General features: G+C 65.1%; 22 protein-coding genes. 11 read left to right on the top strand and 11 right to left on the bottom strand.

The window, feature by feature from the left end:
* Positions 1–48: 48 nt before the first annotated feature.
* On the bottom strand, positions 49–1026 hold the full coding sequence (locus B2W55_RS12430) for a Bug family tripartite tricarboxylate transporter substrate binding protein (RefSeq protein ID WP_024582930.1): 978 nt from the start codon (positions 1024–1026) through the stop codon (positions 49–51).
* A 121-nt stretch (positions 1027–1147) separates the two neighbouring features.
* Positions 1148–1531 carry a nuclear transport factor 2 family protein gene (locus tag B2W55_RS12425; RefSeq protein WP_024582931.1) on the bottom strand — a complete coding sequence of 128 codons (384 nt, stop codon included), beginning with the start codon at positions 1529–1531 and terminating at the stop codon, positions 1148–1150.
* Between the two features lie 135 nt (positions 1532–1666).
* On the opposite strand from B2W55_RS12425, the gene B2W55_RS12420 reads away from it, so the two are divergent.
* The gene (locus tag B2W55_RS12420; protein WP_024582932.1) at positions 1667–2662 is read left to right on the top strand and encodes a LysR family transcriptional regulator; all 996 of its coding nucleotides are present in this window, start codon (positions 1667–1669) and stop codon (positions 2660–2662) included.
* On the opposite strand, the gene B2W55_RS12415 is transcribed toward B2W55_RS12420, so the two are convergent.
* Both B2W55_RS12415 and B2W55_RS12410 read right to left on the bottom strand, forming a co-directional pair.
* The gene (locus tag B2W55_RS12415; RefSeq protein WP_024582933.1) at positions 2659–3612 is read right to left on the bottom strand and encodes a DMT family transporter; all 954 of its coding nucleotides are present in this window, start codon (positions 3610–3612) and stop codon (positions 2659–2661) included. The genes B2W55_RS12420 and B2W55_RS12415 overlap by 4 nt on opposite strands.
* Before the next feature lie 278 nt (positions 3613–3890).
* Complete coding sequence (locus B2W55_RS12410; RefSeq protein WP_024582934.1) at positions 3891–4736, bottom strand: hypothetical protein; 846 nt, start codon at positions 4734–4736, stop codon at positions 3891–3893.
* Between the two features lie 141 nt (positions 4737–4877).
* Between B2W55_RS12410 and B2W55_RS12405 the strand changes: the two genes are divergently transcribed.
* Positions 4878–5279 carry a DUF1330 domain-containing protein gene (locus B2W55_RS12405; RefSeq protein WP_024582935.1) on the top strand — a complete coding sequence of 134 codons (402 nt, stop codon included), beginning with the start codon at positions 4878–4880 and terminating at the stop codon, positions 5277–5279.
* Between the two features lie 122 nt (positions 5280–5401).
* On the opposite strand, the gene B2W55_RS12400 is transcribed toward B2W55_RS12405, so the two are convergent.
* Positions 5402–6025, bottom strand: coding sequence for a TetR/AcrR family transcriptional regulator (locus B2W55_RS12400; protein WP_024582936.1), 624 nt, complete (start codon positions 6023–6025; stop codon positions 5402–5404).
* Positions 6026–6100: 75 nt separating this feature from the next.
* On the opposite strand from B2W55_RS12400, the gene B2W55_RS12395 reads away from it, so the two are divergent.
* Positions 6101–6505 (top strand): hypothetical protein, encoded by a 405-nt coding sequence (locus B2W55_RS12395; RefSeq protein WP_024582937.1) that lies wholly within the window; start codon positions 6101–6103, stop codon positions 6503–6505.
* Positions 6506–6765: 260 nt separating this feature from the next.
* On the opposite strand, the gene B2W55_RS12390 is transcribed toward B2W55_RS12395, so the two are convergent.
* From B2W55_RS12390 to B2W55_RS12370, 5 genes are all read right to left on the bottom strand, one after another.
* Positions 6766–7920 carry an alpha-hydroxy acid oxidase gene (locus tag B2W55_RS12390; protein ID WP_024582938.1) on the bottom strand — a complete coding sequence of 385 codons (1155 nt, stop codon included), beginning with the start codon at positions 7918–7920 and terminating at the stop codon, positions 6766–6768.
* Positions 7921–8027: 107 nt separating this feature from the next.
* Positions 8028–8837 carry an MlaD family protein gene (locus tag B2W55_RS12385; RefSeq protein ID WP_024582939.1) on the bottom strand — a complete coding sequence of 270 codons (810 nt, stop codon included), beginning with the start codon at positions 8835–8837 and terminating at the stop codon, positions 8028–8030.
* 71 nt (positions 8838–8908) lie between these two features.
* Positions 8909–9838 (bottom strand): DMT family transporter, encoded by a 930-nt coding sequence (locus tag B2W55_RS12380; RefSeq protein ID WP_024582940.1) that lies wholly within the window; start codon positions 9836–9838, stop codon positions 8909–8911.
* 154 nt (positions 9839–9992) lie between these two features.
* Entirely contained in the window at positions 9993–10382 is a 390-nt protein-coding gene (locus tag B2W55_RS12375; protein ID WP_024582941.1) for a hypothetical protein, read from the bottom strand.
* Between the two features lie 323 nt (positions 10383–10705).
* On the bottom strand, positions 10706–11545 hold the full coding sequence (locus B2W55_RS12370; RefSeq protein ID WP_291532225.1) for a helix-turn-helix transcriptional regulator: 840 nt from the start codon (positions 11543–11545) through the stop codon (positions 10706–10708).
* Positions 11546–11560: 15 nt separating this feature from the next.
* Here B2W55_RS12370 and B2W55_RS12365 point away from each other — a divergent pair, with 15 nt between their 5' ends.
* From B2W55_RS12365 to B2W55_RS12355, 3 genes are read left to right on the top strand one after another with little or no spacing between them, the layout of a single operon-like run.
* Positions 11561–12235: an acyl-homoserine-lactone synthase gene (locus tag B2W55_RS12365; RefSeq protein ID WP_024582943.1), complete on the top strand. Its 675-nt coding sequence runs from the start codon at positions 11561–11563 to the stop codon at positions 12233–12235.
* Positions 12174–13538 (top strand): cytochrome P450, encoded by a 1365-nt coding sequence (locus B2W55_RS12360; RefSeq protein ID WP_244442272.1) that lies wholly within the window; start codon positions 12174–12176, stop codon positions 13536–13538. Before B2W55_RS12365 ends, B2W55_RS12360 begins: the two co-directional genes overlap by 62 nt.
* A 38-nt stretch (positions 13539–13576) precedes the next feature.
* On the top strand, positions 13577–13795 hold the full coding sequence (locus tag B2W55_RS12355) for a hypothetical protein (protein WP_024582945.1): 219 nt from the start codon (positions 13577–13579) through the stop codon (positions 13793–13795).
* A 27-nt stretch (positions 13796–13822) separates the two neighbouring features.
* Here B2W55_RS12355 and ybaK read toward each other — a convergent pair whose 3' ends face one another.
* Positions 13823–14305 (bottom strand): Cys-tRNA(Pro) deacylase, encoded by a 483-nt coding sequence (gene ybaK, locus B2W55_RS12350; RefSeq protein ID WP_024582946.1) that lies wholly within the window; start codon positions 14303–14305, stop codon positions 13823–13825.
* Positions 14306–14330: 25 nt separating this feature from the next.
* Here ybaK and B2W55_RS12345 point away from each other — a divergent pair, with 25 nt between their 5' ends.
* From B2W55_RS12345 to B2W55_RS12325, 5 genes are all read left to right on the top strand, one after another.
* Positions 14331–14462 (top strand): hypothetical protein, encoded by a 132-nt coding sequence (locus tag B2W55_RS12345; RefSeq protein WP_256372068.1) that lies wholly within the window; start codon positions 14331–14333, stop codon positions 14460–14462.
* Between the two features lie 191 nt (positions 14463–14653).
* Positions 14654–15946, top strand: a complete 1293-nt coding sequence (locus B2W55_RS12340) for an adenylosuccinate synthase (protein ID WP_024582947.1) — start codon at positions 14654–14656, stop codon at positions 15944–15946.
* A 35-nt stretch (positions 15947–15981) separates the two neighbouring features.
* Positions 15982–17604 (top strand): hypothetical protein, encoded by a 1623-nt coding sequence (locus B2W55_RS12335; RefSeq protein ID WP_024582948.1) that lies wholly within the window; start codon positions 15982–15984, stop codon positions 17602–17604.
* A 193-nt stretch (positions 17605–17797) separates the two neighbouring features.
* The gene (locus tag B2W55_RS12330; RefSeq protein WP_024582949.1) at positions 17798–18232 is read left to right on the top strand and encodes a DUF5413 family protein; all 435 of its coding nucleotides are present in this window, start codon (positions 17798–17800) and stop codon (positions 18230–18232) included.
* A gap of 151 nt (positions 18233–18383) precedes the next feature.
* A complete protein-coding gene (locus tag B2W55_RS12325; RefSeq protein WP_024582950.1) occupies positions 18384–20006 on the top strand; it encodes an inorganic phosphate transporter in 1623 nt (540 codons plus the stop codon).
* Positions 20007–20023 lie beyond the last annotated feature (17 nt).

The following is a 20023-nucleotide window of genomic DNA, read 5'->3' as shown; positions in this document are numbered from 1 at the left end:
ACCGTCATGATGCCCGGGCCTGGCCCGGGCATTCGCGTTTCGATCCGTCTACTGCTTCTCGATCCCGGCGTCGGCGATCAGCCTTTCCCACAGCACGAGCTGCTCCTTGAGGAAGGCATCGAACTCCTCGGGCGTGCCGGAAAATGCTTCCATGCCGCGTTCGGCGAGCTGGCTCTTGATGTCGGGCCGCTCGACGATCTTGCGGATCTCCGCATTCAGCCTGGCGACGACATCCTTCGGCATGTTGGCGGGCCCGAGATAGCCCTGCCAGGAGGTGATGTCGAAACCCTTGACGGTGTCGTCCATCGTCGGCAGGTCCGGAAGCAGCGCGGACTTTCGCTTGGTGGTGACGGCGAGCGGTTTCAGCGCCTTGGCATTGACGTGCGGCAACCCGGTCGGGACGTCGATGAACATCATCGAGATGCGGCCGGCGATGACATCCGTCAGTGCCGGCGGCGAGCTCTTGTAGGGCACATGCAGCAGGTCGATGCCGGCGAGGCGGGCGAAGGTCGCTCCGGAGACGCTCGCCGATGACGAGCCGCTGGCATAGGAGTATTTGCCCGGCTCCTTCTTGGCGAGCGCGATCAGCTCGGCGACCGAGTTCGCCGGGATATCCGGATGGATCACCAGCATGAAGGGCAGGTCGCCGGTGCGCGCGATCGGCGTGAAATCCTTGATCGGATCGTAATTCATGATCTTGAGCAGATACGGATTGGCCGAGTGGGTGGTGTTGGTGGTGACGAACAGGGTGTAGCCGTCGGCGGCGGAGCGGGCGACATAGTTCGCCGCGATCGAGCCGTTGGCGCCCGCGCGGTTGTCGATCACCATGCCGACGCCGAGTGCCACCCCGAGCTCTTTGGAAATCAGGCGGGTCGTGGTGTCGGTGCCGCTGCCAGCGGCGAATGGCAGCACCAGCGTGACGTTGCGGGTGGGATAAGGTGCCTCGGCAGCCGCAATCCCGGAAAGCGGCATGAGCATTGCCGCGGCGGCGACTGCTCGCCAACATCGTTTCAATCGCGCAATCATATCGTCGTTCCCCCCGCATCGAGCCTGGGCCGGCCCGCGGGCGGGAACCTAGCTCGCCCACCACGGCCGCGGAAGCCGTGGTGGGAGCAGCTTATCGCCGCACGCGCCTGGCGAGGGATGGTTACGATCCCGCCGCGAAGACCTGCGCGACATGGAATGCCTTGGTGGTGATCAGCCATCTGCCGTCGATCCGGTGAAACACGAGATGGTCGACGAAGCCGGTTTGGCCGGCCCGGACGCGCACCTTGGCGATGGCCAGATCGGGCGCGGTCTGGTCGATGCTGATGATGGCTTCCTCGCGCGGCGATTTCATCGATGCCGGCGACGGACGGCTCTGGATGAAGTCGCGGAATTCCGCTGCCGACCGCACCGTGTGCTTGCCGTCCCGGATGCCGTGCACGATGCAGGCGTCGGCGAACACGTCGCGAAACCGGCTGTCGTCGACGTCATACATCAGGTTGAAATATCCATCGATCGCGGATGCGATGGCCTGGATGTCGTTCATTGCAGAGTCTCCCTGGGCGATGATGTGGCGCTGACCTCACCGGATCGAACCGGTGATCTGCGCCGACAGTGGCCGATGTGGCAGCGGAGTGCTACGACTGGGCTGTCATCTCATCGATGACTGAGAGGCATCGACATGGACGAAGTTGACGGTCGGCTCGTCGGCGGGCTCGTGGTCCTCGCGGCCGTGGCGAACGCGCGTAGTTTCGGCAAAGCCGCCGAGCGGCTTGGCATGACGCAGTCCGGTGTCAGCAAGGCGATCGCCAAGCTCGAGGCGCGTCTCGACACGAGGCTGGTCCACCGCACGAGCCGCGCCGTCGAGCTGACCGAGGAAGGACGTGCGCTCTGTGAGCGGGTCGCGCAGCATCTGGCCGCGATCGGCGAGGCCGCGGCCGAGACCTCGAAGTCACGCGGTGCCATTCGCGGGCGGCTCCGGGTCAATGTCGACCCGCTGTTCTCCCGTATCGTTCTGTCGCCGAAACTGAGCGAGTTCTTGCTTCAGAATCCGGAGATGGAGTTGCGCATCGAGACCCGCGACCGCATCGCGGACCTCGTGAGCGACGGCTTCGATCTCGCGGTGCGCTTCGGCGAGCCGGCGCCGTCGGCCCTGATCGCGCGCCGGATTCTCGATGCGCGGGTCCTCACCGTCGCTTCTCCCGCTTACATCAGGCGCCATGGGCGGCCGGCTCATCCGGCTGATCTGGCAAGCGATGCCCATCAATGCATCCTGGCGATCGACCCGGCGACCGGACGGCCCTTCGATTGGGAGTTCTGGCGCGGCGGCGAGGTGTTGCCGGTGGCCGTCAATGGGCGGCTCACGGTGACCGATTCCGGCACCAAGCTGGGCGCCTGCCTGGCCGGCTTTGGCATCGCCCAGGTGATTGATCTTGGCCTCGACGATCACCTGAAGGGCGGCGCGCTCGTCGAGCTGTTTCCGGATTGGTCCGACGAGCGCTACCCGCTCTACGTCTTCTATCCCTCGCGTAATCACGTGCCGGCGAAGGTGAGGAGTTTCATCGATTTCGTGACCGACAGCCTGAGCAGGCAGCCACGCACGGCATTGCCGGTTGTCAGTCCTGCCAAAAGAGGGAAGCGGGACCCGGTGATCGCGGTGACGGCCGGGCGCCGCTAGCTCTTTGCAGGTCCTTTCGCCGACCCCTGCCGCGAGGCGATGACGACGCCGGCCAGCACCAGGGCGTAGCCGATCAGATGAAACGGCGCGAGGGTTTCACCGAGCAGCAGGATCGCCATCGCCGAGCCGAACACCGGCACCAGATGGAAGAACGGCGCCGCGCGGTTCGGGCCGATCAGCGCGACGCCGCGGTTGAAGAACAGATAGGCCAGCGTCGACGGGAAGATCAGCGTGTAGCCCAGCGTGGCGAAGGTCAGCAGGTCGAGCTTCAGCGTCACGCCATTGGCGAATTCCCAGATCGCCACCGGCAGCAACATCAACGCGCCGCAGCAGGTGGTGAACGAGATCAGCGAGAGCTGATGGATCTTCGGCCGCCGCGGGATCAGCGCCGAATAGAGCCCGAACGACACCAGCGAGGCGCCGAACATGATGTCACCCCGGTTGAAGGAGATGCTGGCGAGCGCCGAGAAATCGCCGCGCAGGATGATGGTCAGGACGCCGGCGAGCGAGATCGCGATGCCGGCAAGCTGCGCCGGAGTCAGCCGCACGCCGAACAGGATCAGCGACCACAGCGCCACGAACAGCGGCCCTGCCGACTGGATCAGCAGCGCGTTCAGCGCCTCGGTATATTGCATGGCCCAGTAGGAGATCGCGTTGTTGAAGGCGAAACCGACCGCCGACAGCAGCAGCATCAGCGGCAGGGCGCCGCGCAGCTTCGGCCAGTCCCGCTTCAGATGCGGCCAGGCGAACGGCAACAGGATCAGGAACACGCCGAACCAGCGGATCGTGGTCAACGTAACCGGCGGCACATGGCTGCCGACATGCCGCGCCAGCACGATATTGGCGGCCCAGAACAGCGACGTCAGGCTGAGCAGCAAATAGGGCTGGTTGTTGAGCCAGTGCAGCGGCGAACGGCGCGGCGTTGTTGCAGGTGCGGGCAAGGCGGTCATTACCTGGTTGATGTTGTGCCCGAATCCACCGCCGCGACAAGACGAAAGTGCGGATTGGAGCCATGCGTGCCGGCAGCGCGATATATCGCCGAAGCCACCCGCCCGAGACGTCATCCTGCCACGAGTAAGAATTGTCACCGTCACCCTGAGGAGCGCGGTACGCGCGTCTCGAAGGGGCGACGGCCACCGGCCGGGCCGTGCATCCTTCGAGACGCGCTACGCGCTCCTCAGGATGACGGGGATAGTTTTGCGTAGGGCCGGACGCACTGGCACGATGCCTATTTCTGCGGCCCCGACAGCGAGATATCGCGTTCGGCGCGAAACACGTTGCTGTAGAGATTGGCGATCCATTGCCGCCCGCTGGAGGTGATGTTGAGGTGGCGGATCGCGGCTTGCACATGCGGCGCGACGCTGTCCCAGTAGAAGCGCGGATAGAGGTCGACGAGGTCGGCGGGCGAATCGTAGCCGAGCTGGCGGTTCAGCCCGGCCTCCTCGAATTCGATGTACAGCGCGTTGGCCTTGCGGATGTAGTGCGGATCGCCGAGCTGGCCGATCAGGTCGGCGGCGCGCAGCAAGGTGGCCTCTTCGCCGAGATCGCCGTCCGCCTCGGGGGCGCTGAGCGGAAAGCGCGTGCCCTCGATGGCGCGCGCGATACGATCCCTGTCGAGCTGGGCGACGCCCTTGAGCCGCTCCATCACGAAGATCTTGGAGCGGTCGACGTGATAGGACATCAGCGCCGCATCCGACGCGCCGCGCGGTAGGATCACCTTGCGACCTTCGGCATTGACCAGATAACCGTCCTGGTCGTCGGCGTCGAACAGCCCGCGCACATAGCCGATGTCGTGGGTGAGGCAGGCGATGATGACATGCGCATAGTCCTCGGCGCTCATGTGCGAATGCAGCGCGCGGCCGCGCAGGATGGCGTGGCCGGCGAGCGTCACCAGCATGGTGTGCTCGACATTGTGATAGAGCGCGTCGCTGTTGCCGATGCATTCGAGCGCGATCCGCGCGATCGATGGCACCATCTCCACCAACTGGGTCTGTGAAGAGCCGAACCGGCGCTGCATGTACTCGCCGAGGAATTTGCCGAGCGCGTCGGCCGCAAGTTCGGGAAGGGTCATCACGGCCTTGACCTCCGAGAGCTGACGCGAGCTTACGGCCCGGCGATATTTCAGGCTAGTCCGGCGATGTGACATAATCGTTGCGGCCGGACCGAAGTGGCCGGACCGAAGCGACCGTATTATTCCGGAATGGGGCAGCAGCTGATGGGTGTCGATCTCTTGAACGTCAAAGGCCTGAACGAGCTGGATCGGCAGGCGCCGGTCGTGATGGTCAACCTGATGCGATTTCGGCAGCGCTCGGCCGACGGCGACGGTTCGGGCTGGGATGCCTATCTGCGCTACAGCGCGCTCACGGTCCCGATGATCAAGGCGCGCGGCGGCACGCTGTTGTGGACCGGCAACGCCGAGACGGTTGCGCTCGGCGAGCCGGACGGCCAGCGCTGGGACTATCTCGCGCTGGTCTACTATCCGAGCGTCGCGGCCTTCATCGACATGATGACGTCAGCCGATTACGAGAACCGCTGCGACCCGCATCGCCGCAATGGCTGCGAGGAGCACGTCATCATCGCGACGCGCGAGGCCTACAGCAAGTTCAAGCTGGGGTGAGGTCGACCGCGGTTCTCCCCGCGTCATTGCGAGCGGAGCGAAGCAATCCACTTACCGCGTATGCGGAGCGATGGATTGCTTCGTCGCCATCGCTCCTCGCAATGACCGCTGATGGACCATGCTCAGGATGACGGGTTTGAGGGCGACAGCGGCACAAGCGCCGCGTGGCAGGCCGCCTGTACGACGCGGCAGACCTCGTCCCGCGACCGGCCCGCGCTCAGCGAGGCGAAGGTCGGATAATCCGTCAGTGTGAAGATCAGGTCGATGGCGTCCTTGCGGGCCTGCTGCGATGCAGTCTTGCACGCGATACGGCCGATCAATGCCGCGACGCCGCGGCGGCGGCGTTCGTTGCGCTCGCGCAGGGCCTCGGCGAATTCGGGATCGGTCGCCATCGCGTCATGCAGCCGGCCGACCGCGGGATCGCGGCTCCAGAAGCCGCAGAAGATCTCGACAATGCGGTCGAGTCCGGCGCGCGGATCGGCCATCGTCATGGCGTCGGGGAGCTGATGTAGTCCGCCGTGACGGGCGATCTCGTCGAACACGGCCTCGAGCAGCCCGCGCCGCGAGCCGAACTGGTTGTAGACGGTGAGCCGGGTCACGCCGGCCGCCTTCGCCACCGTGTCCAGCGAGAAACGCGCAATGCTTTCGCCTTCGCGTAGCGCGCGCGAGGCCGCCTCGATCACGCGCTCGCGGGTCTCGGTCGCCGCGGCGCTGCGCGCCGGGCTCACATAGCTGCGCGGCGGCATCGGTTTGCCTTGCTTTGGTCATATTGACTATACATTATGTATATCTAATTTCCGATACCGGTTTGGAGCAACATCATGCAGAGCATCCTCATCATAGCCCTGTCTCTTCACGTCCTGTCATCGGTGTTTTGGGCTGGCTCCAGCTTCACTTTGGCGCGCACCGGCGGCCTCGGCGGCGAGAAGCTGCTGGTTCCGCAAATCGGCGCCGCGACAGTCGCGATCGTGACCGGCGCGACGCTGTGGCAACTGGTTCATGAGGGCTCCTTCGGGCTGTCCGAGCAGATCCTTGCCGGCGGCGCGATCGCCGCGCTGGCGGCGATCGCCGTGCAGATCATCGTCGGCGGCGGTGCCATCAGGCAGATGCGCAACGGAGCGGGCGATCATTCAGCCGGACGTTCGCGACTGGCGGTCGCGCATCGCATCGCTGCCACGCTGCTTACCATCACCGCGCTGTGCATGGGTGCGGCGCGCTATGCCTGAGCGTTCATTGCTTCTCCCGCTCGCGGTATGCGCGACAGCCCCGCGGGCGAGGGTGCTTGCACGATTTCGGAATATTGGAAATATAATCCTGAGTTGCCCGTCGGGTCAAGCTGCCTCGTCAGGCGCCGGGTGGCCGTCAACCCTTTGCATGGGGTTGTTTTCGATATTTTGACCGTGCGCGCCCGCGGTGGCGAGTTACTCCACCATCACCGCACATATCCCGGCGACGCACAGTCGTCCCGTCGCCGATGTAATCCTCTCTAAAACTTCCGCACCAGGTCGGGCGTGATCTCCTTCAGGCTGCGGATGCCGAGCAGCGCGAGGTCGCGGTCGATCTCGGCATGCAGCAGCGAGATCGCGCGCGACACGCCGGCCTCGCCGGCGACCACGGCGGCGTACAGGAACGGGCGGCCGACCCAGACGAAATCGGCCCCCAGCGCGAGCGCCTTGATCACGTCGGTGCCGCGGCGGATGCCGCCGTCCATCATCACCGTCATGTTGCCCTTCTGCGCCGCGATCTCCGGCAGCGTGCGAAGGCCAGAGACGGTGTAGTCAAGCTGGCGGCCGCCATGGTTGGAGACCATCACGCCGTCGCAACCGTGCTCGCGTGCCAGTCGCGCGTCTTCCGGCGAGATCAGTCCCTTGACCACGAGCTTGCCGCTCCAGCGCTTGCGGATCAGCTCGACATGCTTCCAGGCGAGCTGGTCGCGGCTGCCGATATTGCGCATCAGGTTCTTGGACAGCACCGGCGGGCCTTGCTTGGCGTCCATGTTCTCGAAATGCGGCATGCCATGGTTGAGCACGGTGCGTGCCCAGGTGTTCAGCAGCCAGTCGGGATGGGTGATGGTGTCCCAGAACACCCGCGGGGTGATTTCGAGCGGCACCTGGAAGCCGTTGCGGATGTTGTTCTCGCGGTTCGGCGGCACCGGCACGTCGGCAGTGACGACGAAGGTATCGTAGCCGGCCGCCGCGACGCGGTCGACCAGCGGTTCGATCCGCTCGGGGAGGCCGGCCAGATAGGCCTGGTACCAGGCCTGCGGGTTGGCGGCGCGAACGTCCTCGAGCGTAATCAGCGACGAGGCCGACAGGATCATCGGGACATTGGCGGCGGCCGCGGCGCGGGTCAGCACGATATCGCCGCGATAGGCGCACAGCGCCGAGGACCCCATCGGCGGAATCCCGAACGGCGAGGCGTAGGACTTGCCAAACAGCGTCGTGGTCTGATCGCGGCCGGAGACGTCGTTCAGCACGCGCGGCACGAAGCCATATTCGTCGAACGCCCTGCGATTGTCGGTCCGTGCTGCGTCGGTCTCGGCGCCGCCCGAGATGTAGCCATAGAGGAATTTCGGCAGCAACCGCCGCGCCTGCGGCTCGAAATCGTCGAGCGTGAGGTAGCGCCGCAACTGCCGCGGCACGGCGGGCGCCGCGCGGGTGACGGTTGCGGGCGGCGGTGAAGGGGCTGCGGTCCGGTCGTGCACGGTGAGCGTTTCCGTTGTTCTTGGTTCTTGGTTCGGAGAAGAGGTTAGCGTCTGCCGGCGGGCCCGACAAATTTCTGGTTGAATTGATTGACGGACTGGCTGACGTCGCTGAGCGTCCTGCGGGTCTCGGCGATCATGGTGCCGGACTTCTTGTCGAAGCTCTGGATCAGCTCACGCAGCGAGATCACGGTCGGCAGCAGCTCGCCGCCATATTTGTCGCTGCCGAAGCTCTTCAGGAACTTGTCGGCCGAGGTCAGCTTGGCGTCGACCGTGCTGATGCCGTCATCGGCGGCGTCGATGAAGCCGGCGATCAGCTCGCCATTGCCCGACAGCGAGTTGGTGAAGTTCTCGAGCCCGAGCAGCGAGTCCTTGATGTCGGCCTCGTTCTCGGTGATGACGCGGTCGACATTGCGCAGCGCGACGCGCAGCTTCTCCTGGATGCCCATCGTGCCTTCGGCGTCGGCGGTCAGCTCGGGAATGCCGTCGGCGCCGAGCGGCGGCGGCGGGGCGTCGTCGGTGCCACCGGTGAAGGAGATCGAGGCGATCCCGGTCAGGCCCTGGAATTCGAGACCGACCTGGGTGTCCTTCCTGATCGGAGCGTTGCCCTCGATCCGTGTCATCGCCACCACGCGGTGGCGGTCGAGCCTGATCGAGACCACCTCGCCGACCCTGACGCCGGCGAAATTGACGCTGGCGCCGCGGCGCAAGCCGGAGGCCGAGCCCTCGAACACGACGCGGAACGGCACCATCCGCTTGATGCCGGCATAGCGCTGATAGCCCAGCCAGCCGCCAAGGGAGCCGGCGACGAGGGCCAGCGTCAGGGTGCCGATCAACAGATTGCTGGCGCGCGCCATGCGTCAAGGTCCGTCCGCGAAGCAGACCCTAGGAGATAGCGGATTTGCCGCCAATAGTCACCGCGATCCGCTCATGCCGCCGCCGGCCTCCGCGACGCCGCAAAGACGCCGGCCAGCACCAGCGCGAAGCCGATGAAATGGAAGGCTTGCGGATGCTCGCCGATGAACACGATCGACATGACGGTGCCGAACACTGGAACCATGTGGAAGAACGGCGCGGCGCGGTTGGCGCCGATCAGCTGCACGCCGCGATTGAAGCACAGATAGGCCAGCGTCGAGGGGAACACGGCGACATAGAACAGCGACAGCAGATTGGTGGTCGTGAGCTGCATCACCGGCCGCGCGCCGAGTTCCCAGATCAGGAACGGGACCAGGAACAGCGCGCCGCAGCCGAAGGTGAAGGCAGCGACCGACAGGCCGTGGATGCGCGGCCGCTTCAGGCTCAGCACCGAATACAGCGCGAAGATCAGCAGTGCGACGATGAAGATCAGATCGCCCTTGTTGAACTCGATCTTCGACAGCGTCGTGAGATCACCGTGCAGCAGGATCACCAGCACGCCGGCGAGCGACAGCAGGACGCCGAGCAGCTGGCCGAGCGTCAGCCGAATGCCGAGCAGCACCAGCGACCACACCGCGACCATCAGCGGCACGGAGGATTGCAGCAGCAGCGTGTTGAGCGCCTGGGTGTGCTCGAGCGCCCAGTATTGCAGCGTGTTGAAGGCGCTGATGCCGGTGAACGACAGCAGCATCATCATGCCGAGATTCTTGCGGATCGCGGCCCAGTCCTGCGCGAGGTGTTTCCAGGCAAATGGCAGGATGATCAGGAAAGCCACGAACCAGCGCAGGAACGACAGCGTCACCGGCGGGATGTGGCCGGCGGCGAGCCGGCCGACGATCGCATTTCCGGCCCAGCACATCGCGGTGATGCACAGCAGCAAATACGGCTGGTTGGCAATCCAGGAGCCGGACGCCGGCGTTGTGGGGGAATCGGAGACAGACATTCGAAAGGCCCGGGGTTCGCAACGCCGTGGCCCGCCCGGCTGACGACGCCGGGCCGGTATAAATCTCCCCGGCTCCCGTGACAGACACGGATTCCGCCAGTCCATCAATGGGGACGGACGCATCGCGACCATGCGCGAAGGCCCCTTACGCGCCTTAGCCGGCTTGCGGCGGCGTGCCCTGGCGCTTGACGATCTGCTCGGCGAGCTCGATCAGGATCCGCTTGGTGTCGGAGTCCTGAACCTCGCGGAACACCCGCAACATGCGCAGCTCGAGCAGGGACTGTAGCGATTCCGTCGACTGGCTGACGCTCCCAGGCTGCGCGGCGCCGGCGGTCTGCGGATTGAGCGTGGCGGCGGCGATCCCGAGCATCTCGGCGACATTTGCAAGGCGGCCGGCATCGATCTTCGCCGCCTCGGCGACGCCGGTCCTGGCCGGCAAGGACTCCGAGCACAAGATCTCGGCGAGATCACCCTGCGATAGCCCGATCGCGCGCCAGCGCGCCTGCACGAGTTGATCGATCTGGTCGTCCTGCGATGTGCTCATGGTGCGCTCAGGCGATCTCCAGCAACGTTCGTGGACAGTATTCTGACGAATCTCGCCAACAAATGAACCGGCGGTTCGCCGTCGAAGACCTTGTGCGGTTCATCCGGATCGACGACCGGGTGACATGCAGCTCCGCACCTCCAATCCAGCCGCCCCGTCGCGCGAGGTGCGCTTCCGGCGTGCACATCACGGTCTGACATGCTCGCATCCGCGTCATCCGGCCTTTGCCTTATTAGCAAGATCGTGCCCGAATGCAATCAGGAGGCGATGAGTCAAGCGGACCCAACCGGGAAAAACGATCTCGGTGGGTTTTGTGGCACCGCTCACAGGTCGATGATCCCGAGTGCGATGCTCTTCGCCACCCCGTGGGTCTTGTTGGACGCCTCGAGCTTCCGCAATGCCTGCTTGATGAAACCTTCCACCGTCTCTGGCGAAATACCGAGAATCTGCGCGGTGTCCGCCACGGTCTTGCCGCGCGCCGCCCAAGCCATCACTTCCTTTTCCCGCCCCGTGAGCGTGATCGTCTCGGCGGCGTCGGCGGGCCTGAGGATGGTCGGCGCGTTGCGCTGGTCGCGGTTGACGATGTCCATCGCCCGCTGCACCCAGTAGATCATCAACAGATGCAGTTCGTGCCGGTGGCAGATGAACAACTTGTCGAAGTCGCGCGGCTGGTCTTCCCAGAAGAACACCGTCGAACTCGAATGCACGGCGCCGAGCCGGTCGCGATAGTGGAAGGGCACGACGAAGCCCTGACGAAAGCCTTGGTCGCGCGCGGCCTCCATCATCTTCAATTCCGGCGGCCGCTTGCGGCCCTGCCGCTCCGGCAGCTTCAGCTCGCCCCAGTGAAACGGTGTGTTGGTACGCCGGACCCGGGTCAATGCCGGATCGGCATGGACGAAGTCGTTCTGGATGTAAGCGCGCTCCCATGCCGGCGCGTAGGTGCCGGTATGGTAGGGTAGATCGAGTTCGGGCCGGCCCGCATCGATGAAGGCAAAACTGGCGAAGCCATAGTCCTGAATGATGCGATGAAGCGAGAGTCGAAGCTCGTCGATCGTGCTCGACGCCTCGATACTCGTAATCGCTTCTTCCAAGACCATTGAGTAAAACCCCCGGTTTCCGGGGGTATCACAATTAAGCCTTTTTGTCCCAGATGCCGGCGACATCTGGAGGCGGAGGGAATGTCGCACCCACTAGGGGAATACCATGCGCTCGTCACGACTGAGGAGCGCCATCCGGCGCATGTTCAGGCGTTGCTCAGGCTGCGGAAGCGGCTGTTCGTCGACCATTGCGGCTGGATACTGACCACGACAGGGGACGTCGAGCGTGACCAGTTCGACGTCTGGTATACGGAGCACTGTCTTCTGTTTCTCGGTTCGGAGCTGATCGGCGGCTTCCGCGCCATCCGCACCGACTATCCCTATCTCACCAAATCGGTCTTCCCGCAGCTTGCGCAGCGTCGCTTTCCCAGCCGACGTGACGCCTGGGAGATCAGTCGTTTCGGCGTGTTGCCCGGGGTCACGGCATCGGCTGCGCGCGTCAACTACGCCCTGATGTTTCGCTTCGCCGAATTGCGCGGTGCGGACGCGCTGGTGGCGATGGCCGACCTTACCTACGAGCGCTTCCTCGCGCGGATGCGCATCCAGACCCACCGCTACGGTCCACCGCAAGTGATCGGCAACGATCGCTTCGGCCGCCCGCTGACGGCGCTCGCCGGCGAGATCCCGCTCGATCGCGCCGGCAATCCCGGCCTGAGCAAATTCATCGACCTTGGACGGCAATTGGAGATTCACGATGCCACACATGTTCTCGGACGTTCGAGCCTTCCGGAGCGACCCGCTCAAATTCCTGCTTGAGCGTGGCAAGGGCGCGCCGCTCGGGCTGGTGCCGCTGCATCTCGGGCCGGCGCCGGTCCTGCTGGTCAACGATCCCGACCTGATCCGCCCGATCCTGAAGGCGCCGGAGACCGACGTCGGCAAGGGCCGGCTGATCAAGAAGCTTTCGCCGGTGCTCGGCCAAAGCTCGCTGATGCTCCATGGCGACGAGCATAAGCGCCGGCGTGCGGTGCTGCACAAGCACATGGCCAAGGGCAACGTCGAAAAATACCTGCCGCAGATGTGCGCCGAAATCCGCGCGGTCGGTGCCAAGCTGGCGCGGCTCGGCTCGTTCGATCCGCATCGCTTCACGGCGACGCTGGCGCTGCGCACGATCTGCATCGCGGTGTTCGGCGCGCAGGTGATCTCGTCCGGCGACGAGGAGGCCCTGGTGCAGGCGGTCGGCACCATCGAGGATGATCTCGCCGACGAGATGTTCCGCGTGATGCCGCTTGGTCCGGTGTCCTGGTATCGCAGACGGCAGAACCGGATTTGCGCCAAGCTCGCGATGTCGACCGTGGTGCAGCGGCTGCGCTCTAGCGCTGGCTCGACCAGCGCGTTGCGCGACCTCGAGGCGCTCGGCCTCAGCGATCGCGACCTGCACGACGAAATCCTCACGCTGCTGCTGGCCGGCCACCACACCACCGGGTCGACCGCGGCCTGGGTGCTGTATCACATGGCGGCCAATCCGGCGCTGATGGACGAGATCGCCGACGAGGCCGCCGATTGCATCGGCGACGACGGCGAATTGCGCGTCGACGCGGTCAGGCGCGCCGACGTCAGCGCAACGCTGGTCAAGGAGGTCTGCCGGCTCTATCCCAGCGCCTGGTGGTTCTCGCGCGAGGTGATGCAGCCGGTGACGATCGGCGGCCGCGATCTCAAGGTCGGCACCTCGCTGCTGATCTGCCCCTGGCAGTTGCAGCGGGATGACAGGCATTTCGAGGACCCGGACCGCTTCCTGATGACGCGGCGCTACAACACCGATGCCTACATTCCGTTCGGCGCCGGTCCGCGTGCCTGCGCCGGGATGGGGGTTGCGATGCTCGAATTGCAGTTGCTCGCACTCGAGATCGCCGCGGCCTATCGGTTCACCGCCGTCAGCCCGAATCCGGCACCGTGGCCGAAGGCCTCGGTGACGCTCGTACCGCCGCCGATGACGATCGACATCGAAGTCCGCGAGGTGCGCCCGAGCATCCTGCATCTTGGCGAGGAAGCCGAGCAGTTGCCGTACATCCCACCCGTCGGCGCCGCCTCCATCAGCACACTGCAATCGGTATCCCAATGACAACTCAGCTTACAACGGCCAGCATCGGGCAGAGGGCGATGGATCAAGTGCAACTGCGCAGTTTGCGCGACGTCATCGCGGTGTTGATCGAGCAACGCAGCATCGTGACGGCGGCGGGCGCAGGCTTTGCCGCGCATCTGCTCGATCTCGCGATCATGCAACTCAGGCTCAATGTCAACGATATCACGGCGGAAGAACTGACCGGCCTGTCGGATTTCGTTGGTGCGGAGTTCGCGAGGGACAAGTCCTCGCATTGATCGCGGCGGTCCGGGTTGGACGGCGGGTCAGTCCTGCGTCGCCGTCAGCGCCTTGATCATGGCGCCGGCGGCGAGCGCGGCGTCGTTCGGATCGATCTCGATCTGAAGGCCGCGCTGGCCACCATTGACGAAGATGGTGACGTGGGTGAGCGCCGCCTCGTCGATCGCGGTCGGCACCTTCTTCTTCTGGCCGAACGGGCTGATGCCGCCGACATGATAGCCGGTCAGCCGCTCGGCATCGGTCGGGCGCATCATCCTGGCCGACTTGCCACCATGGGCGGCGGCAAGCTTCTTCATGCTGACCTCGCAGTCGGACGGCACCACGGCGCAGACCGGCTTGCCGTCGACCTCTGCCATCAGGGTCTTGAACATCCGGTTCGGGTCGACGCCGAGCGCCTCGGCCGCTTGCAGCCCGATGCTCTCGGCGTTGGAATCATAGACATAGGTGTGGAGCTTGAAGGCAATGCCTAGCTTCCGCAGCGCCATCGTTGCTTGTGTCGAATTGGGCATGGATCGGACCGGTTGATGCGGCCGGATGATCGCCGCAACGAGGCCGGCGATCAATCGGCTGCGCGGCTGGCGCGAGGGCGCGCCAACATTAAATTCTCGCCAGCACGGCGTGACCGTCAGCGATATGGAATTTTCAGGGGATATCAAAGGGTTGTAGCTCCTCTAAAAGGCGTAAAGCACCCCGTTCTTGCTTGCGCAGCCGACCCGCTTCCTTTATCCGGTAGGCGCCTTGCGCGCGCGCGGTCGGGCGCCGTGATCTGGGCTCGGCATATCAATGCTTGGTCGCTGTGGACGGACGCGTTTTCGCCGCGATCATGGTCTGAAACACCTGAAGGGAACATCTTCGAAATGGCCAATGTTGTCGTCGTCGGCGCCCAATGGGGCGACGAGGGGAAGGGCAAGATCGTCGACTGGCTGTCGGAACAGGCCGACATCGTCGTGCGCTTCCAGGGCGGCCACAATGCCGGCCATACGCTCGTGATCAATGGCGAGACCTACAAGCTCGCGCTGCTGCCGTCCGGCGTGCTGCGCCCGAACAAGCTGGCGGTGATCGGCAATGGCGTGGTGTTCGATCCGCAGGCCTTCCTCGACGAGGTCGCCAAGCTGAAGGGGCAGGGCGTCGCGGTCGGGCCGGACAATCTGCGCATCGCCGAGAACGTCACGCTGATCCTGCCGCTGCACCGCGAGCTCGATTCGCTGCGCGAATCCTCCAACGCCATCACCTCGATCGGTACCACCCGCCGCGGCATCGGCCCGGCCTATGAGGACAAGGTCGGCCGCCGTGCCATCCGCCTGATGGACCTCGCCGACCTCGACACCCTGCCGCACAAGATCGACCGCCTGCTGGCGCACCACAATGCGCTGCGCCGCGGCAACAACCTGCCGGAGATCGACGGCAAGAGCATCCTGGCCGAGCTGTCGGCGATCGCGCCGAAACTGCTGCCCTATGCCGAAACCGTGTGGCGGCTGCTCGACCTGAAGCGCCGCGAGGGCAAGCGCATCCTGTTCGAAGGCGCCCAGGGCGCCCTGCTCGACGTCGACCACGGCACCTATCCCTATGTGACGTCGTCCAATACGGTGGCCGGACAGGCCGCGACCGGCACTGGCCTCGGCCCGGGCGCGGTCGGCTATGTGCTCGGCATCTGCAAGGCCTACACCACCCGGGTCGGCCAGGGTCCGTTCCCGACCGAGCTGCTCGACGAGATCGGCGAGGAAATCGGCCGCCGCGGCAAGGAATTCGGCGTCAACACCGGCCGCAAGCGCCGGGTCGGCTGGTTCGATGCCATGCTGGTGCGACAGACCGTCCGGACCTGCGGAATTGCCGGGCTGGCCCTGACCAAGCTCGATATTCTGGACGGGTTCGACAGCATCAAGGTCTGCATCGGCTACAAGCTCGACGGCAAGGAAATCGACCATCTGCCGGCGGGCGAGGGCGCACAGGCCCGGGTCGAGCCGATCTACGAGATCATCGAGGGCTGGAAGCAGCCGACCGCCAATGCGCGCTCCTGGGCGGACCTTCCGGCCCAGGCCATCAAGTATGTCCGCCGGGTCGAGGAACTGGTGGGGTGTCCGATCGCCCTGCTGTCCACCAGCCCGGAGCGTGAAGATACTATTCTGGTACAGAATCCGTTCGAGGCTTAACGGGATATTACCTATATCCCACCAATTGTGTGGAAATGGCTGACTACTACCCGCTGATCGCCCGTGCCATCGCCGGACTGGATCCCAACGCTCCCGGCGAAGCCCGGCGCGCGCTCTATGCGCGGGCACGGACGGCGTTGATCCAGCAGCTCCGCGGCGTGCAGCCGCCGCTCTCCGAGTCCGAGATCACCCGCGAACGGCTGTCGCTGGAAGAGGCGGTTCGCAAGGTCGAGTCCGAAGCCGCGCAGCGCGCCCGCGAGGCCTCCCGCCCCGGCGGCGGCGCCCGCACCAGCGATCCGTTGCGCCGCGCCAATCCAAGACCGCCGGAAGCAGGTGCAAGGCCGCCGGAGGCAAATCCAAGGCCGCCGGAGGCAAATCCAAGGCCGCCGGAGGCAAATCAAAGGCCGTCGGAGGCCAGCTCCGCCGACAGTGCCGCGCGCCCGCGTCCCCCCGCTGAACCCCGCCCGTCGCGCAATCTGCGCCCCGATGCTCCGCCGCGGCCACAGAGTCCGTCAGCTCCGCCCGCGCTCGATAGCCAGGTGCCGCCGGCCCGGCCGGGTCTGCCGCGCCGCGCTGGCGAAGGCGCGCCGCCGCCGGTGCCGCCGGCAGCGCCAGGCGTACGCGGTTTCCGCGACATCACCGCCGATGCCGACGATCTTGGGCGCGCCGCCGCGCAGGCCAGCCGCAACGCGCGCAAGACCTACGCCAACGTGCCGTCGCCCACGCCGGAATTCGACCGGCTCGAGCCGAGCCTGGAGAACCGTGGTGGCGATCCCGAACCGCCGTACTCCTACGACGAGTCGATCGAGGAGGCGGAGCGCTACACCCCGCAGCCGCCCCAGGCGCCTCCGCAGCAACGGTCGCGGGTCAGCAACGCCGACCGCGAGCCGAAGAAGCCGCCGCGCGTCGGCTCGATATTCCCATTCAAGACCGCGATCGCGGGCATCCTGCTGATCCTGGTGGGCGCCGGCCTGCTGATCTGGGGCAAGCCGGACTTTTCCTCGATCAGCAGCCTGTTCAAATCCTCCGCCCCGGTCGAGGCGCCGAAGGATGCCGCGGCGCCGGCAAGCAAGAAGATCACCGACCGCGTCGGCCAGCCCTCGTCGTCGGGCGAGCCGATCGCGCAGCGCGTGGTGCTCTATGACGAGGACCCGTCGGATCCGAAGGGCAAGCAATATGTCGGTTCGGTGGTCTGGCGCACCGAGCAGATCAAGGGATCGGGCAACCAGAAGCCCGACATCGCCGTGCGCGCCGACATCGACATCCCGGATCGCAAGTTCAAGATGACGATGTCGTTCCGCCGCAACACCGATTCATCGCTGCCGGCGAGCCACACCGCGGAATTGACCTTCATCCTGCCGCAGGACTTCGCCAATGGCGGCGTCGGCAACGTGCCGGGCATTCTGATGAAGTCCAACGAGCAGGCGCGCGGCACGCCGCTCGCAGGCCTCGCGGTCAAGGTCACCGACGGCTTCTTCCTGGTCGGCCTCTCCAACGTCGACGCCGACCGCTCGCGCAATTTGCAGCTCCTGAAGGAGCGGTCCTGGTTCGACGTACCGCTGGTCTACACCAACCAGCGCCGCGCGATCATCGCGATCGAAAAGGGCGCCCCCGGCGAGCGCGCCTTCAACGACGCCTTCGCGGCGTGGGGTGAGTAGCCGTCGGCGCTTCCGCTCTGATGCTCACGATGTCATCGCCCGGCTCCGTCCGGGCGATTTCGTATCGCAGCGCGTCCGCATGTTGCGGCGCATTCGACGCGCAAGCTTCGGAACATTGTCGGGCGTTTTCGATTTTTCCTGGCACCGTCGCGCGACTGCGTTACACTTGCTTGAGGTCGGGCAAGAGGGTGCCATGAAACGCTATCTGATCTTCGCGGCCATCGGGCCGTTCATCGGCGGCTTCCTGCTGCTGGTGATGACCACCTATCAGTCCGGCTACTGGACCGATGCCGATGGCGGCGAGGTGGCGAAGCTGCTCGTCGTGTTCGTGAAGTCGCTGCAATACAATTATCTGTTCGGCATCGTGCCGTCGCTGATGTTCGGCGCGATCGACGACATCCTGATGCACGTGAAGCGGATTTCGCCGGTGGTGCGGATGTTGATTGTCGGTGCGGTGGCGTTCGTCGGCGCCGCGCTGATGTATGCCTCGCACGGCTCCGAAAGCGGCGCAGTGCAGTTCATCCTGTACGGGCTGGTCGGCTTCATCCCGGGCGTGATCACCTCCTGGCTGGCGCACAAATATGCCGAGGAGCTGTACGTGCCGGCGCGGCCGGTATCCCAGCACTAGGTCTGTTACGCTAGTCTTATCAATGCATTAGACGCAGGTCCGGGCACTGGGTCGGCGTTCCTTCATGCAACTGTCATATGGATGTCATGTAAACGTAGTCCCAATGTCACACGGCCGCTTTTGTCCTCCCGCGGCTGTAAGGGGCTATCCAATGAGTGATGTGGCGTTACCTGGTTCGATCGAGCCTGCGCGGCGTAGCGGTCCCGATCTCGAGAAGGGCTTTCATCCCCTCACTGGCATCATCTATCTGGGCGTGATCGGCGCCGCGCTATTGTTCGTGGCCTACAGCATCTACGCGGACGTCGGCGCCACGGGTGCCGGCAAGACGTCATATGCCGCGTTCCTGCTGCTGTTCGTGGCGCTGCTGATCTCGCTCGGCTTCGAATTCGTCAACGGCTTCCACGACACGGCGAACGCCGTCGCAACCGTGATCTACACGCGCTCGATGCCGGCCCATGTGGCCGTCGTCTGGTCGGGCCTGTTCAATCTGATCGGCGTCCTCCTCTCCAGCGGTGCGGTCGCGTTCGGCATCGTCTCCTTGCTGCCGGTCGAATTGATCCTTCAGGTCGGCAGCAGCGCCGGCTTCGCCATGGTGTTCGCGTTATTGATCGCCGCGATCATCTGGAACGTCGGGACCTGGTATTTCGGACTGCCCGCGTCGAGTTCGCATACCCTGATCGGATCGATCATGGGCGTCGGCATCGCGAACGCCCTGATGCACGGAAGGGAAGGCACATCCGGCGTGGATTGGTCGCAGGCCGTCAACACCGGCAAAGCGCTGCTGCTGTCGCCGCTGTTCGGATTCCTGCTCGCCGCCATCCTGCTCTACGGGCTGAAGACCGCATTGCTGCGCGCAACCCCGGCACTGTTCGGCGAGCCGCAAGGCGATCAGCCGCCGCCATGGTGGATACGCGGCATCCTGATCCTGACCTGCACGCTGGTCAGCTTCTTCCACGGATCGAACGACGGTCAGAAGGGCATGGGTCTCATCATGCTGATCCTGATCGGCGTGGTCCCGACCGCCTATGCGCTCAACCGCGCGATGCCGGCGAGCCAGATCGCGGCGTTCACCGCGAATTCGGCAGCGGCGAGCAAGGTCGTCGAGGACAGGGGCGCCGATCGCAAGGTGACCGGCGACCCGCGGCCGGCGCTGACGAACTACATTTCGCTTCGGCAACTCACCGACGATACCTATCCGTCACTCGCCGTTCTCATCGGCGAGATCAGCGACCAGGTCGTTCAATACGGTTCGCTGGCCAAATTCCCGGCGGAGACCGTCCGCAACACGCGTAACGACATGTACCTGGTGTCGGAGGCGCTTCGCCTGCTCATGAAGGGCGGCGACAGCGCGCTGAGCGATGCCGACGCTGCGACGCTCAATCGCTACAAGGGCTCGCTGGATGCCGCCACCAAATTCATTCCGTCCTGGGTGAAGATCGCGGTCGCCATCGCGCTCGGCCTCGGCACGATGGTCGGCTGGAAGCGGATCGTCGTGACGGTGGGTGAGAAGATCGGCAAGACCCATTTGACCTACGCGCAGGGTGCCTGCGCCGAAATCACGGCTGCTGCGACCATCGCGGCTGCGGACGGATACGGCCTGCCGGTGTCGACGACGCATGTGCTGTCGTCCGGCATCGCCGGCACCATGACCGCGAACGGGTCCGGCCTGCAATGGTCGACCATCCGCAACATCGCCATGGCCTGGGTTCTGACCTTGCCGGTGGCGATGCTGATTTCGGGCGTTCTCTACTCTGTTTTCGCGCATTTGTTTTAGCCGGAGCCGCAGACGAC

The organism is Bradyrhizobium sp. UBA2491, assembly GCF_002341725.1.
Lineage (GTDB): Bacteria > Pseudomonadota > Alphaproteobacteria > Rhizobiales > Xanthobacteraceae > Bradyrhizobium.
The sequence above is the reverse complement of the archived record's forward strand: the minus strand, read 5'-3'. Positions and strand labels throughout refer to the sequence as shown.

Coding starts and splice junctions, on each gene's coding strand:
- B2W55_RS12425 (WP_024582931.1), bottom strand. CDS start 1,531: ATGAACGACATCCAGGCCATCGCATCCGCGATCGATGGATATTTCAAC.
- ybaK (WP_024582946.1), bottom strand. CDS start 14,305: ATGCCCAATTCGACACAAGCAACGATGGCGCTGCGGAAGCTAGGCATT.
- B2W55_RS12330 (WP_024582949.1), top strand. CDS start 17,798: ATGAAACGCTATCTGATCTTCGCGGCCATCGGGCCGTTCATCGGCGGC.
- B2W55_RS12370 (WP_291532225.1), bottom strand. CDS start 11,545: ATGTCGCCGGCATCTGGGACAAAAAGGCTTAATTGTGATACCCCCGGA.
- B2W55_RS12405 (WP_024582935.1), top strand. CDS start 4,878: ATGGGTGTCGATCTCTTGAACGTCAAAGGCCTGAACGAGCTGGATCGG.
- B2W55_RS12430 (WP_024582930.1), bottom strand. CDS start 1,026: ATGATTGCGCGATTGAAACGATGTTGGCGAGCAGTCGCCGCCGCGGCA.
- B2W55_RS12385 (WP_024582939.1), bottom strand. CDS start 8,837: ATGGCGCGCGCCAGCAATCTGTTGATCGGCACCCTGACGCTGGCCCTC.
- B2W55_RS12375 (WP_024582941.1), bottom strand. CDS start 10,382: ATGAGCACATCGCAGGACGACCAGATCGATCAACTCGTGCAGGCGCGC.
- B2W55_RS12340 (WP_024582947.1), top strand. CDS start 14,654: ATGGCCAATGTTGTCGTCGTCGGCGCCCAATGGGGCGACGAGGGGAAG.
- B2W55_RS12415 (WP_024582933.1), bottom strand. CDS start 3,612: ATGACCGCCTTGCCCGCACCTGCAACAACGCCGCGCCGTTCGCCGCTG.
- B2W55_RS12365 (WP_024582943.1), top strand. CDS start 11,561: ATGTCGCACCCACTAGGGGAATACCATGCGCTCGTCACGACTGAGGAG.
- B2W55_RS12400 (WP_024582936.1), bottom strand. CDS start 6,025: ATGCCGCCGCGCAGCTATGTGAGCCCGGCGCGCAGCGCCGCGGCGACC.
- B2W55_RS12420 (WP_024582932.1), top strand. CDS start 1,667: ATGGACGAAGTTGACGGTCGGCTCGTCGGCGGGCTCGTGGTCCTCGCG.
- B2W55_RS12395 (WP_024582937.1), top strand. CDS start 6,101: ATGCAGAGCATCCTCATCATAGCCCTGTCTCTTCACGTCCTGTCATCG.
- B2W55_RS12325 (WP_024582950.1), top strand. CDS start 18,384: ATGAGTGATGTGGCGTTACCTGGTTCGATCGAGCCTGCGCGGCGTAGC.
- B2W55_RS12360 (WP_244442272.1), top strand. CDS start 12,174: ATGCCACACATGTTCTCGGACGTTCGAGCCTTCCGGAGCGACCCGCTC.
- B2W55_RS12335 (WP_024582948.1), top strand. CDS start 15,982: ATGGCTGACTACTACCCGCTGATCGCCCGTGCCATCGCCGGACTGGAT.
- B2W55_RS12345 (WP_256372068.1), top strand. CDS start 14,331: ATGATCGCCGCAACGAGGCCGGCGATCAATCGGCTGCGCGGCTGGCGC.
- B2W55_RS12380 (WP_024582940.1), bottom strand. CDS start 9,838: ATGTCTGTCTCCGATTCCCCCACAACGCCGGCGTCCGGCTCCTGGATT.
- B2W55_RS12355 (WP_024582945.1), top strand. CDS start 13,577: ATGGATCAAGTGCAACTGCGCAGTTTGCGCGACGTCATCGCGGTGTTG.